General features: G+C 61.2%; 11 protein-coding genes and 3 pseudogenes. 6 read left to right on the top strand and 8 right to left on the bottom strand.

The annotated features are described in order from the left end of the window. Positions 1 to 92 precede the first annotated feature (92 nt). Together DH08_RS37100 and DH08_RS37095 are read right to left on the bottom strand one after the other, a co-directional pair. Complete coding sequence (locus tag DH08_RS37100) at positions 93 to 569, bottom strand: TOBE domain-containing protein (protein WP_345892362.1); 477 nt, start codon at positions 567 to 569, stop codon at positions 93 to 95. A 334-nt stretch (positions 570 to 903) separates the two neighbouring features. Continuing rightward, positions 904 to 1,035: a hypothetical protein gene (locus DH08_RS37095; RefSeq protein WP_345892357.1), complete on the bottom strand. Its 132-nt coding sequence runs from the start codon at positions 1,033 to 1,035 to the stop codon at positions 904 to 906. A 344-nt stretch (positions 1,036 to 1,379) separates the two neighbouring features. Between DH08_RS37095 and DH08_RS06910 the strand changes: the two genes are divergently transcribed. From DH08_RS06910 to DH08_RS06895, 4 genes are all read left to right on the top strand, one after another. Continuing rightward, a complete protein-coding gene (locus DH08_RS06910) occupies positions 1,380 to 2,069 on the top strand; it encodes a GntR family transcriptional regulator (protein WP_192178613.1) in 690 nt (229 codons plus the stop codon). 88 nt (positions 2,070 to 2,157) lie between these two features. Then, the gene (locus tag DH08_RS06905) at positions 2,158 to 3,519 is read left to right on the top strand and encodes an aspartate aminotransferase family protein (RefSeq protein WP_345892356.1); all 1,362 of its coding nucleotides are present in this window, start codon (positions 2,158 to 2,160) and stop codon (positions 3,517 to 3,519) included. 2 nt (positions 3,520 to 3,521) lie between these two features. Further along, positions 3,522 to 5,249, top strand: a complete 1,728-nt coding sequence (locus tag DH08_RS06900; RefSeq protein ID WP_192178611.1) for an acetolactate synthase catalytic subunit — start codon at positions 3,522 to 3,524, stop codon at positions 5,247 to 5,249. Beyond that, the gene (locus tag DH08_RS06895; protein WP_192178609.1) at positions 5,246 to 6,028 is read left to right on the top strand and encodes a 3-oxoacyl-ACP reductase FabG; all 783 of its coding nucleotides are present in this window, start codon (positions 5,246 to 5,248) and stop codon (positions 6,026 to 6,028) included. The genes DH08_RS06900 and DH08_RS06895 overlap by 4 nt, the downstream gene beginning before the upstream one ends. A gap of 81 nt (positions 6,029 to 6,109) precedes the next feature. Here DH08_RS06895 and DH08_RS06890 read toward each other — a convergent pair whose 3' ends face one another. From DH08_RS06890 to DH08_RS06875, 4 genes are all read right to left on the bottom strand, one after another. Beyond that, positions 6,110 to 6,670, bottom strand: a complete 561-nt coding sequence (locus tag DH08_RS06890; RefSeq protein ID WP_192178607.1) for a GNAT family N-acetyltransferase — start codon at positions 6,668 to 6,670, stop codon at positions 6,110 to 6,112. Positions 6,671 to 6,845: 175 nt separating this feature from the next. Continuing rightward, a complete protein-coding gene (locus DH08_RS06885; RefSeq protein ID WP_192178605.1) occupies positions 6,846 to 7,772 on the bottom strand; it encodes a hypothetical protein in 927 nt (308 codons plus the stop codon). A 483-nt stretch (positions 7,773 to 8,255) separates the two neighbouring features. Further along, entirely contained in the window at positions 8,256 to 9,512 is a 1,257-nt protein-coding gene (locus DH08_RS06880) for an aminotransferase class I/II-fold pyridoxal phosphate-dependent enzyme (RefSeq protein WP_192178603.1), read from the bottom strand. Between the two features lie 256 nt (positions 9,513 to 9,768). Then, positions 9,769 to 9,951 (bottom strand): hypothetical protein, encoded by a 183-nt coding sequence (locus tag DH08_RS06875; RefSeq protein ID WP_192178601.1) that lies wholly within the window; start codon positions 9,949 to 9,951, stop codon positions 9,769 to 9,771. Positions 9,952 to 10,305: 354 nt separating this feature from the next. On the opposite strand from DH08_RS06875, the gene DH08_RS06870 reads away from it, so the two are divergent. Further along, entirely contained in the window at positions 10,306 to 11,151 is an 846-nt protein-coding gene (locus tag DH08_RS06870; RefSeq protein ID WP_192178599.1) for a LuxR family transcriptional regulator, read from the top strand. Between the two features lie 29 nt (positions 11,152 to 11,180). On the opposite strand, the pseudogene DH08_RS36085 reads toward DH08_RS06870, so the two are convergent. Further along, positions 11,181 to 11,462: pseudogene (locus DH08_RS36085) on the bottom strand (integrase core domain-containing protein); the annotation flags it as partial. Positions 11,463 to 11,739: 277 nt separating this feature from the next. Between DH08_RS36085 and DH08_RS06865 the strand changes: the two are divergent. Next, positions 11,740 to 12,558: pseudogene (locus DH08_RS06865) on the top strand (IS110 family RNA-guided transposase); the annotation flags it as partial. A 69-nt stretch (positions 12,559 to 12,627) separates the two neighbouring features. Here DH08_RS06865 and DH08_RS06860 read toward each other — a convergent pair. Further along, positions 12,628 to 13,233, bottom strand: a pseudogene (locus DH08_RS06860) (DDE-type integrase/transposase/recombinase); the annotation flags it as partial. Between the last annotated feature and the right edge of the window lie 57 nt (positions 13,234 to 13,290).

The raw sequence follows: 13,290 nt of genomic DNA, 5'->3' as shown, positions 1-13,290 counted from the left end.
GAGCTTCCATGAGCCGGTTGGTCTGACGACGTCTTCATGGATGATCCCATCGCTATGATTGTTTTCGTCGACTGCTCTGCGCCGCCCATGGCTCAGGCCTCCGCGGGAAAGAGGCGCACCGCCTCGCGCTCGGCGAGGAGGTCGACGCCTTCCCCCGCCCGGAAGGCGAGGCCTGCACCGGTTGCCGGCAGTTGCACATACAGCAGCTCCTCGGCACCTGGGATGCGGACAACCACGACGTGGAAGGAGCCGACGAAAATGGCGGCCTCCACCGTCGCCGGAATGGCGAAGGGGCCACCCTCCCCGCACGGCGCGAGCCTCAGGCGCTGCGGCCGTACGGCAATCTTGACCGGCTTGCCGGGGTCGAAGAGACCGGCCGAGCCATTGACGCTCTTGGCTGCGATGCGGACCTCGCCAGGGAGGCGCACCATGGCTCCTGCCGAATCCGAGCCGAGATACCCGCCGCGCAAAAAATACATCTTGCCGTTGAAGTCGGCGACGAAGGGCGTCTTCGGATCCTCATACAGGTCAAAAGGGCTTCCGATTTGGGCCAGGCCGCCAACGCTCATCACAGCCACGCGTGAGCGCCTCCTCCTGTCGTGCGTCACGTAGATGACGGTGACCCTGAGGCGCCTGCTACAGGCTCTTGATCTCGATCCGCATCTCGCCGCGCGGCTTCTTGTCGAGCGCGCCGTAGCCTTCGAGGCGAACGAGGGCGAGGCCGAGCGGCTCGTCCATAAGCAGCACCGGCGGCTCGAAAACAAGCGCTCGCTACTGCGACGCGTTGCTGCTGGCCGTCCGACAGTTCGCTCGGCAGGGCGGGCGTCGGCTCCACGCGCCGCTCGATCTCGCTGCGCTCCACCTTTCGCAGCTTGAGCGGAAAGGCGATGTTCTGGGCGACCGTCATGTGTGGGAGAGCGCGTATTTCTGGAAGACCATGCCGATATCGCGCTTGTTGGGCGGCACGTGCGTGACGTCCCTCGCGCCCACCCGGATGAGTCCTGCCCTTGGAAGTTCGAAACCCGCGATCATCATGAGGAGCGTTGTCTTGCCGGAGCCGGAAGGCCCCAGGCGCGATACGAACTCGCCCTCGCGCGGCGAGCGACACCCCGTCCACCGCGAGCAACTGCCCGTGCGCCTTCGACACGCCCTCGATCGATACGGGACTGCCGGTAATGTTGCTTGCCTTTGCGTCCACTCTCGCCCCTCGGTTTGTTGGGCCGGCGGTCTGCCGGGCCACTGATCCGGCGTCGAGCGTTCCACTCGCGATCCACCACTTTTTTGACATTTGATGTAACATTTCGGATTGACCCAGAGCCCTTGTCAATCGGGCTTGCGAGGTTCATGGTCCAAGCCCTCGATTAGCACTTTGGTCTTTCATGCATCAGAACATCGTCCAAGCACCACTCGCGCCCCTCGACCGCCAGAGCAGCCTCGGCGAGCTCGCCTATGAGAGTCTGAAGGACACCATCATCCGCGGGCAGTGCGAACCGGGCACTAAGCTCACGGTGCGCTCAGTCGCGCAAGCGCTCCACGTCTCGACGACGCCGGCGCGCGATGCCATCAACCGGCTGATCGGCGAAGGTGCGCTCGTCAATCTCGGGCCGAAGACGGTCGTGGTGCCCGTGCTAACAATGGCCGTGCTTGACGAGGTCACCAAGATCCGCCTGGCCCTTGAAAGCCTCGCCGCTCAAGAGGCGACGCCACACGTGAGCGAGGACGACATCGCTTTTCTCGAGGACACGCAGGAGAAGCTCAACACGGCTCTCGACGAAAGGCGTTACATGGAGGTGCTGCGGCTCAACAAGGACTTCCACTTCCGCATCTACGACCGCTCGCAGATGCCGCGCCTCGTCGCCATGATCGAATCGCAGTGGCTCAGGATCGGCCCGTCTTTCAACGGTCTCTATCCCGAATTCGCCATCAAGCGACAAGGCGTGGCGAATCATCAGTGGGCCCTGCGCGGCCTCAAGGATCGTGATCCCGCGACGGTTCGCGCGGCCATCGAAAATGACCTACGCGACGGATACCGTCGGCTGAGCAATCTCGTGCACGCTCGCGGCGACTGAGCCGGCAACATTCCTCACTCAACATTTTTGTTGCATCAAATTACATTTTCTTCTATGGTGCCGGCCTCCATAGCTAGAGGAGAGCCTTGTGTTCGAGCAAGCAGCATTGTCCCCCCATCCGCCCGTCGGGCCGCGTTCGGCCGAGGCCTTCGGCCGGGCGCGTGGTGTTTTCCCGGACGGCACGGCGCGGGTCACGATCGAGCGCGATCCCATTCCCCGCTACATGCATCACGGAGAGGGTGCATTTCTCGTCGACGTCGACGGGCGCCGCTTCCTCGACCTTAACGGCAACTTCACGACCCTCATCCACGGCCACGCCTTCCCGCCCGTGATCGAAGCTGTGACGCAACAGCTCAGGAGCGGAAGCTGCTTCGCAAACCCGACCGAGATCGAAATTGCACTCGCCGAGCTTCTCTGCGCCCGCATTCCACACCTTGACCGCATCCGCTTCGTCAATTCCGGTACCGAGGCGGTCATGTTCGCGATCAAGGCGGCGCGGGCGTTCACCGGGCGTCCCGCGATTGCCAAGATCGAGGGGGCCTATCACGGCGCCTATGACTGGGTAGAAGTCAGCCAGGCCGCGACGCCTCAGACGTGGGGCGATCCCGAACATCCCGCGTCCACTCTTTATTACCGCGGCATGCCGCAAGCCGTGCTCGATGACGTCGTGATCTTGCGCTTCAACGACGCTGAGGGTGCGCGCCGGCAGATCGCGGAACATGCAGGGCGCCTCGCAGCCGTCCTCGTCGATCCCATGCCGAGCCGCGGTGGACTCGTTTCGCCCTCGCCGGATTTCGTATCCACCATCCAAGAGTCGGCCCGTCGTCACGGTATCCTTGTTATTAGCGACGAGGTCCTCAATCTCCGACAGGGCTACGAAGGTGCCTCTGCGCGCTACGGACTCGCACCCGATCTCTTCGCACTCGGCAAGATCATCGGCGGCGGGCTCCCTATCGGGGCGATCGGCGGCCGCAGCGAGGTGATGGCAGTCTTCGATGCCGGATCAGGCCGTCCTGTTCTGCCGCAGGGCGGTACCTTCTCGGCCAATCCGCTCTCGATGGCGGCCGGGCTCGCCGCGATGGAAGCCCTCGACAGCGCCGCTTTCGACCACCTCGAGCGGCTGGGCGATAGGCTGCGGGACGGGCTCAAACGCATCATCGCGCGGCACGGCGCCCCCCTGAGCGTCACAGGCGCCGCCTCCCTCTTCCGTATCCACCCGCGGCGCAGGCCGCCCCACGAGTTCCGCGAAGCCTTCCTCGGCCCGCGAGAGGACGCCGTGATGAAGGAGCTCAGCCGCTTCTTCTCCGCGAACGGCATTGTCCTGCCCAACGCGGCCGCCGCCTGTCTCTCGACACCCATGGGCGATGACGACATCGCGCTCGTCGCAAACGTGTTCGATCGTTTCCTCGACGAGCGCACCGCGCTCCTCGATACGCTAAAGGGTGAGTGATCATGGGAGAGACTGTCGCAGAGGCGATTGCGCGTGCGTTGAAGCGCCACGGCATCGAGGTGATCTTTGGACAAAGCCTGCCTTCCGCCGTCATCCTCGCCTGCGAGGCGATCGGCATCCGCCAGCTCGCCTACCGGCAGGAGAACATGGGCGGCGCCATGGCGGACGGGTTTGCCCGCGTCTCCGGCAGGATAGCCGTGGTCGCCGCCCAAAACGGGCCTGCCGCTACGCTCCTTGTGCCGCCGCTCGCCGAGGCCCTCAAGGCGAGTGTGCCCATCGTTGCTCTCGTGCAGGAGGTCGAGCGGCCGCAGGTCGACCGCAACGCCTTCCAGGAGCTCGACCATTTCGCCCTCTTCTCGTCTTGCGCCAAATGGGTGCGCCGCATCATTACCGCCGACCGGGCAGATGATTATGTTGACCAGGCCTTCATCGCGGCCGGCAGCGGCCGGCCGGGGCCTGCGGTGCTTCTGCTTCCGGCCGACCTCCTGCGTGAGCCGGCCGTCGCGCCAAGACATATCCGACGCGCGAGGTTCGGCCATTGGCCGATCGACCGCACACGGCCGGGGGACGACGTTCTGTGCGAGGTGGCCGCGCTCATCGCCGGAGCCCGAGCGCCGGTCGTGGTCGCCGGCGGCGGCGCAACCTCGCCCATGGCCTCGGTGGCGCTAGCCCGCCTCCAGGAGACGGCACATCTGGCCGTCTTCACGACCAATATGGGCAAGGGTGCAGTCGACGAACTCCATCCCCTCTCGTGCGGTGTGCTCGGTTCGCTCACAGGTCCGCGCTCGCTCGGCCGGCGAACGAGGGCGATCCTCGACGAGGCCGACGTCGTCCTCCTCGTCGGCACGCGCACCAACCAAAACGGAACGGACAGTTGGCGCCAGATTATGGCGGGCGCACGCGTCATCCATATCGACGTCGACCCGACCGAGATCGGCCGCAACTACGAGGCGCTGCGCCTCGTTGGCGATGCGGCGGCGACGCTCGACGCGCTGTGCGAGGCCATCGAGCGCCTCGACCAGTCGCACCGCCGCACCGCGCGAGCGCACGCCGAAATGCGCATCGCGGCCGCCTGGGCCGCCTTTGAGGAGGACCGTGCGCCGCTCGCGGGTAGCAACAGGAGTCCCATCCGGCCCGAGCGCGTGATGCGGGAGCTGCAGGTGCGCCTCGCTCCCGAGACGATCGTCGTGGCGGACGCGAGCTATTCGTCCATGTGGATCGTCGGTCAGTTGCGCTCGCAGCGCGCCGGCCAGCGCTTTCTCACGCCGCGTGGCCTCGCCGGCCTCGGCTGGGGCCTACCCCTTGCGATCGGGGCGAAGATCGCGCGGCCGGAGGCGCCGGTTGTGGCGGTCACGGGCGATGGCGGCTTCGCTCACAGCTGGGCGGAACTAGAGACGATGGTGCGCAGCCGCGTGCCCGTCGTCGTGATCGTCCTCAACAACGGCGTGCTCGGCTTCCAGAAGGATGCCGAGACCGTGAAGTTCGGGGCCTATACGAGCGCCTGCCATTTCGCTCCGGTTGACCACGCGGCGATCGCGCGGGCGTGCGGCTGCGGTGCGACAGTAGTCAAGGCGCCGGGCGACATCGGGCCTGCTCTCGACGAGGCGCTCGCCTCAGGGCGACCTTGGCTTGTCGAGGTCATGGCCGATCCGGACGCCCACCCAGCGCTCTCTCTCTTCGACGGCACGCTTGACCGCGACGCCGCTCGCGACATGGAGTCCGTGGTGTGACGGAAGACAGCGAATCTGCGGGTATTGCGGTCGTCACCGGCGGAGCGACCGGGATCGGCTTTGCGACCGTCGCGCAGCTTATCGAGGCGGGCTGGCGCGTCGCCTTATTCAGCCAGACGAGAGGGCGGGTGGAGGCTGCCGCGGTCAAGCTCCGCGCCCGTTTCCCAGTTTGCAAGATCCATGCTGACACGGTCGATCTACGCGACCAAGATGGCCTCGGCCGCTTCTTCGCCAATGTCCGCGAGCGCTGGGGAGCAGTGTCCGCGCTCGTCTGCAATGCGGGCTACTCGCCGAAAGGTCCCGACGGTCAGCGACTTGCACTCAGCAACATTCCGCTTGCGCAATGGGATCACGTTATCCGGGTGAACCTCACGGGCGCCTTCCTCAGTTGCCGCGAGGTGCTGCCCGGCATGGCGGAAGCCCGGCAGGGCCGTATCGTCCTGATCGGCTCGCTCGCGGCGCGTACGCAGCCGAAGATCGCTGGTGCGAGCTACGTCGCCTCGAAGAGCGCGCTCGCCGGGCTCGCCCGCTCGATCGTGAGCGAATACGCAGGGCTCGGCATCACCGCGAACACGATCTGCCCTGGTCGCATCCCAACCGAGATGACGGGACCGCCCGAGACGGCCGGCAACCGCGCTGCACTCGCGCGGATCCCGATCGAACGGCTCGGTAGGCCCGAAGACATCGCCCGCGTCGTCGAGTTCCTCGTCCGTCCGGACTCCGACTTCATCAATGGCGCCATCATCGACGTCAACGGCGGCGAATTCGTCCCCACCTGACAGGTCGGCCGGCGAGCACAGCTGTCTATGAGGAGAACGCGCATCGCAGCCCGTTCAAAGCAGCCGACGAGCGACCGACGTTCAGTCCGTATGTGCTCTGGTTCCGCCGCTCTGGCGGGCGATGCCGTACTGGGTTGCGCGCACCTCATAGAAGCCCTTCACGTGGTCGCCGTATTCTCTGTCTTCCACGTGCTTGAATCCGATCTTTCCCAGCGCGCGAATAGAGCGTTTGTTCTCTGGCCGAACTACCGCGACGACTCGCTCCAGATTGAGCTCTTTGAACGAAAAGCGCAGGATCACTCGGCCGACTTCCGGGCCGATCCCACGGCCGGCAACATGCCCGAACAGACAAAGGCCGTACTCGACGTGCGTCGTATCCTCGAAATACCGTAGCCCCGCGCGGCCCGCGAACTCGCCCGGTTCCTTCGAATCCTTCAGGAAAACGCCGAAAAAGCCAAAGCCGTTCTGCCGCCAGTCCCGCACATACTGCTTCATCTTTTCTTGTGTGTTCTCGCACGATGGAGGCTCGCCGGAGAACAGCGATTGCACGACAAGATGATCGGTGTGAAGCCGATGAACGTCTTCGAAGTCCGAGATGGCTAAGGGACGAATGAAAAGACGCGATGTCTCAAGAACAAGCACGATCGTTCTCTAAAAGAAGAGTCATAATTAGTTGATCATTAATACTTCTATCTATGACAACGTTTCGACGTTTTTGGCATCATCGGTATGACCTGATTGAAGAGTATTGTTTTGCGCAGAAAATGCTGTGATGGTCATAATACTTGGCCTCTTGGCAAGTAATGATGCAAGTGACCTAGGCTGGCCCACCCAAGCTTACTAACCGGCAGCAGACGACGTAGACCACTGCTGTGGACATGACACCAAGGAACAGGAGAGCGCTAAGAGCCTGAACAGTCGGGATGATCGTCCAAGGCTTCTCGAAGGCGAGGCTCACCGGCAGCGGCATGGGAGTGGCGCAGATCATGACCGCCGTTCCGTTCACGAGGCATTTCCTTCCCGCAGCCGGGCCATCGCATGACTGGACAGAGCATAGCTTCGCAGACGCTCCCAGAGGGGTTAGGAGCGATGTCACGTTTCCGCTCGGCTGAAACGTGGATACTGCGGAATGGCCAAGAAGGCGGCCAGGCCAAAGAAGCCTACCAACAGACCGAAGATAGTCGCCTTTGATGACCACTCGCACCGGGAAATATGAGCGAAGAGCACCGCGAAGGGAGGGGTTGTGGCGACCAGAACCGCGATTTCGCTTACCGGCACGGTCATGGATGCCCAAGCCATCAGAAAGAGAGAGAACCTGGTCAAATAGCGCGATCTGAGTATCGCGGGTCCAAAAGCTGAGATTCAACCGGAAACTCGGAACTTCATGTGAAATCAGCAGAATTCCGTGGCGGGCTGCAAACTCCCACAAACTTAGGTACGAGGAATCGACAGGTACGAGCCCCGCGCGGGACGCAAAGGGATCGATGACGACGCACGCCAGCGTCTGCTTGTGCTGCGCCAGCACCCGCTCCATCGCAACGATGTCGTTGAACGGAATGACAACCACCTCGGCCAGGACTGACCCCGGGGTTCCAGTATTGTAGGCCTTCGTCTCCGTTTGCCGGTCGGCGGGAAGGAGATCGAAGCTAGCTTCCACATAGTCATAATTGCTATGATGGGGGCCTTCGCACTTCGCCATCTTCTGGCGTCTGGTGATGGCGCACGCGGCTGTGATGGCCATCATCACTACCTCCGACCTGTATTGGTGACGCGTACCTGCTCGAAGAGGGGCACCCTTTCGCAAACGATCTCGGCGAGCGCGATCTCGCTCTCGGTGGGATTGGCGAAACTGAGCTTCCAGCCGATTTGCTCTATGAGCGCGGCATTCACATCGGGGTGGCCATAAGCTCGGATCAGGGCGATGAAATTGTTCTGGAAATCCAGATAGGAGTTCTCGTCGACGTCTGTTACTTACGCTCTCTTCCCCGGATGTCAGAAAGAAGTGCGCCTCATGGACACTGCTGCGCGGGTTGCCCCCGGGCGTGACCTTTTTTTGCGCGCTCGTGCGCAAGGCGGGAGATGCTAAGTTGATCATAGCTGATCATGATCCGAAACTCTGAAAATCCTTGGTGCCCGGGTGAGACTTCTTCGGCGGAACGCTCCGCCCGATAAGTCGTCCCGGGGGAGCCGACCCGGGCGTAGCGTCAGCATCGGCGTCATTCTGGGCTTAGGCTGTGGTAAACACGGGTTGGTAGCTCAGAATCTTGCTGCAGAGCCGCTCCAGATCCGACAGGTTGTGACTTGCGGTCAGGCAGATGCGTATGCCTGCGTGGCCGCGAGCGACCGTCGGAAAGAACGTGACGGATGTATAAAAGCCGTCATCTAGCAGGCGCTCTGCGAAATCGATGGCTGCGAATTCGTCGCCCACCTTGATCATACGAATTGGCAGAGAGGCGCCTCCCTGATCTGTCTCGATGAGCTCGTCGAAAAAGGCGATGCGCTCGACCAATTGACCTTGGCGAACCTTGAGCTCGCTCGTCCGGTGAATTTCCGCCGAGGCTATAGCGGCACCGACAGCTGCGACGTTGGGCGCAGCCGAGAAGGCATGCGGAATGGAGTAGCAACGAAATAGCTCTTCCTGATACGCCGTTCCAAGCATCAGCATGCCACCCGACGCGCCGAAGCCCTTGGCGAGGGACGCCGCGACGATTGTGCGCTCACCGAGCTCACGGGGCAATTGCGAGCGCGCAAAGCCTTCACCATTTTCGCCAAAGAGGGAAATTCCGTGCGCGTCGTCGATGTAAAGAAAAAGACCATACTTCTCCTGCAACTGGAGAAGCCCTTCGATCGGCGCGAAGCCGCCCATCGAGTAGACGCCATCGCACACATACGCGACGATTGGATGCTTGCGGCAAATCTGCTCCAAAGCATCGAGGTCATTGTGAGGAATTGTCTTAACTTGGGTCTCCTCGGCCACGACTGGCTTATGAAAGGCGAGGGAGGCATGGGCCTGATGGTCGAACACCATAACAGGTCTTTGGCCTTCCGTTAGATGTCCGGAGGCGATGATTGGCAATGCGCCCATATTGGCAATCATGACTGTTGAATAGGCAATAACGCGCGCCCCAAAGAGTTGAGAAAGTATGTCCTCAAGGTTACCAATGAGCCCGAAATTCAGCCGCGTGCGTGCACATGACCAGTGGAGTGATCCGTATTCCTCTATTGCGGCAACCGCGCCGGCAACGATAGCCGGATGATTGTCCAGGCCGAGGTAGCAACAACGTACATAGTCGGCAACGGTATCGCCTCGCCGCTCGCCTCTCGTGAGCCTGACCGTCCTCCCCTCCATCGACCGTCCGTAAACGGCCATGAGACCACGTTGGTGAGCCCTTTCGAAATGCATTCGCGTCCGATCAATGACCGAAGCGGTGTTGCGGAAACGACTGGCGCTCACAGCGCTTGCTGCGGATTCTACTGCAGACATCAGGACGTCCTTTCACAAGTAAAGCTTTGATGAGACTTGGATTCCAGGTCTCGCGATGTCATCAAAAGTGGTGATACCATAGGCTTTCCACGTAATACCACCATACATAGTAATTATATGTGAATAATTATTAAGAATTCTCGATTGTTAATTTAATAATAATGGCTGCATGATCATAATTCCTCTTAAAAAAAGTGGCGGGCGGGCACCCCCGTGTGGACGTGACGAAAGCTGTTCGTGGAAAAGACGAAATGGATCAGAGTACGGCGGAGTTCGCAGCGGTGGCCAGCGCTGCAGGTTTCATGACGCAACCGCGAAATCTAACAACGTCATCGCGCCGAAGCTTTCGACGAACGACGACTGCTCCGGCAGCATCAATGCCATCAACCTGAAAAACCTCTTTGGCGATATCCGAACCGATTGTGGCAATCTCTTCCATGGACGGCTCTCCCTCATGTGACTTTTGACACACACGATGGCACTTCGATGCCGGGAGCGGAGGCCGTCCACCTCTACGGCGGCACGCCGGCCAACTGACGTAGTCTGGAGAACGCGTGCAGACATTAACATGATATGCGAGATCAATTTGTGAAAGAAGTTATTTATGAGGTTATAACTTCAGAGAGGCTTTCGTAACTCACATTTAACTCAATGATAATCTAACGCGCCGCGCGGACGTGTTACAGCTTTGGCGATGCCGGCCGAGAACGGCGCGCAGAGCTGCAGCCTTACAGCCGGCAGCTTTGTCCACCAGTGACAACATCCGGCGCAAGATGCCTGCGGAGCCGAGACTATGGAACGTCCGCCGATGACTGCGGTCCCTCAGCCTCGAGGGCTGGCAACCAGAGTGTCAGACCAGTTTTATTTGGTCCCGTCGATGCATTTCCCGGCGGCAGCCGGGGAGGCGTTTGCGGTCGAATTCGCCCGATTTCTCGACCAGACTGATGGCGTTGCTCAATCCGAGCAGTTGTTCGACCTGTTATCTGCATTTGCCCTGAATTTTGATTGCCCGTGGATCTCTTATGGCTCCCTTACACCTGACCAAAGAATTTCAAAGCCGGTCCCACGCGATCCAGAGGTCATGCTGAATTATCCTGATGAATGGCAGGAGCGCTATTTCGAAATGAGCTATGATAGAATTGACCCCATCATTAAGACGGGTCGAAAACGCGCAGGCGCCTTTCGATGGAGTGAGGTGTACAACGATGCAAGCACGACTGAAGACGAACGGCGCGTTTTCGATGAGGCTGCGACGTTCGGCTTAAGGTCAGGCATCAGCGTTCCATTGCACGGCCCCGATGGCAACTTTGCGATCATGAGCTTTGCTCAACCCCGGGACCGCGAATTCCAGAATAGAACAGTCACATACTTGGAGCTTGCCGCGTTTCATTTCCATATGAGAGTTGCGAAGTTCGCGAATTCGAGTGGCAGCGAGGAAGCTCCTGACCTTTCTTTAAGAGAAAGGGAGTGTATTCTGTGGACAGCGAGAGGGAAATCGTCGTGGGAAATAGGAAAAATTTTGGGAATTTCCGTAAACACCGTCAATTTCCATATAAAAAACGTAATGCGAAAAATGGATACTGCGAGCAGAACGGTCGCTGCTATAAAAGCCGTAAACTTCGGAATTATCGAATTGTAAGAAGCGGCTGACATACCACTGAACCTTCCTCCGGCGGCGATTAGAGTCTCGGCCCTTTCTGTTACGCCGTAGGGCGCGCGTTGAGCAACCGGCGAAGGCGCGGAGCCTTCGATCAGCGCAGTGTCGGAGCCGGTTACGGCGATGACTTCGGCAAAGGCCGCCGGGTTCTGATAGCCGAGCGAATTGCGACCTCGCAGTGTTGAAGTCCTCCATCCATTTAGCGATAGCACTTCGGCGTGATCCAGGCCGACGAACGGGCTCTCGTTCAGGAGCTCATCGCGCCGTTCATTGAATGTCTCGACATAGCGGTTATCCGCATGTTGTTCTCGGTGCCATCGTTTGTTCGGTCGTCAGGTTTCGTTAAGCTTGGCGCATCCGGGCCACGGGGCACCGGGAGCACGCAAGTGCGGGCAGGCCGTCGTATGCAGATGAACTGCGAGTTCGAGCACGTTATCTGGCCGCCCCTACGACTCGCCCGGATGCGCTGCGAGCGCGGATCCGTATTTGTCGTGTTGCCCGCTGGCTCCCTGTTCGTGACCAACGATGGAGGGAACCGTGCGTATTATCGGCATGGACATACACCAGCCGCGGAGGTCTTGTCGCACCAGGCGGACACAGCTGGTTCGCCAACGTTCGCGGCTGAAGAACCTGATCCAGTCAATCCTCCACGCCCACCTGATCCCGCCGTGTCCGCATGGGAACCTGGTCGGGATCAGCGGGCGCAAATGGCTGACGAGGCAAATATTGCCTGCGGATGAGCGCGCCGCCATCGAGCGCCACCTCGGCTTGATTAACCAGATCAACGAGGCGTTGACGGTGGTCGAGGCGGATATCGCGGTGCATGCCCTCCAGGATCCGACAATCCGCCGCCTGATGACGTTGCCCGGCATCGACGTCACGGTGGCTGCAAGCGTTGCCGCGGCAATCGGCGACATACGGCGCTTCAGCGATCCACAGAGGCTCGTCGCCTATCTTGGCCTCAATCCGAGCGTGCGGCAGTCCGGTGAGGGGCCAGCCTATCACGGCCGCATCACGAAGCAGGGCCGCGGCCATGCGCGGGGGATGCTGGTCGAGGCGGCATGGGCGGCCGTGCGATCGCCAGGACCTCTACGCGCCTTCTACAAGCGGATCGCCTCGCGCCGCGGGAAGCACATCGCGGCCGTCGCCACCGCGCGCAAGCTTGCAATGATCATCTGGCACATGCTGAGCAAGGATACCGACTTCATCTGGGCCCGGCCGGCCTTGCTCGCCCGCAAGTTCAGATCGGTCGAGCTGCGTGCCGGCCTCCCGACCAGCCATGCCAGGCGCGGCACCGCCTTCGACTACAACATCCCGGCCAAGCGCGCCGAAGAACGATCCCGAGTCGAGAAGGCGGAAGCTGCCTATGCAGCAGCGACTTCCCGATGACCCGATGGCGAACGAGGCCGGAAAGGCCGAAGGCTGTGGAAAAAGCTGCCGAATGAGAAGAAGGGGCTATTCTACAACATCCGTCTGCATCGGCTTGCCCGGCGCGATGTAATGCCTTCCCACGCGATGATCCTTCGACCAGACGAGGATAGCATTCGAGGTGAACTCGCTGCCATGGTCGGAGACGATCATGCCCGGCTTGCCGCGGCCGTCGATCAACTCCGTCAGTTCACGCGCGACGCGGAGGCGTCTGTGAATGAAGTGTCGGGCATCGCGGACAGGCAATTGCGTGTCACATCGTTGACGGTGTTGAGCACGCGGCAGCGCCGGACGCAGGCGAACTGGTCGTGCACGAAATCCAGCGAACAACGCGCGTTCGGCCGCGTCTTGACCAGGATCGCTGCCCGTGGGCCGACTACCCGTCGCCGTGGCCGCTTGCGCACCGCCAGCTTGATCCCCGACGGTTCGCCCTCGCGGATGAGCAGGATGAACAGCCGACGATAGCTGAAGCGCCGGCGCTCGCTGGGCAGGTCGCGCAGCCGGCCACGCAGCTCCGTCTCAGGAGGCCGACGGGACCCGGAAGCGGATCATCTTGCCGTCAGCGGTGATGATCGAACAGGCCCGCCGTTCCGACCCACGGCGACCCCGCAGATTCGTGACGGCTTCGCGCTTGGCGCGTGCTCGCGCAAAACCGCGATGATCTGCTATTCCGTAAACCGCTTTCTCTTCATC

The sequence above is a fragment of the Mesorhizobium amorphae genome (genome assembly GCF_014843845.1).
In the GTDB taxonomy this organism is placed as follows: Bacteria; Pseudomonadota; Alphaproteobacteria; order Rhizobiales; family Rhizobiaceae; genus Mesorhizobium; species Mesorhizobium amorphae_A.
The sequence above is the reverse complement of the archived record's forward strand: the minus strand, read 5'-3'. Positions and strand labels throughout refer to the sequence as shown.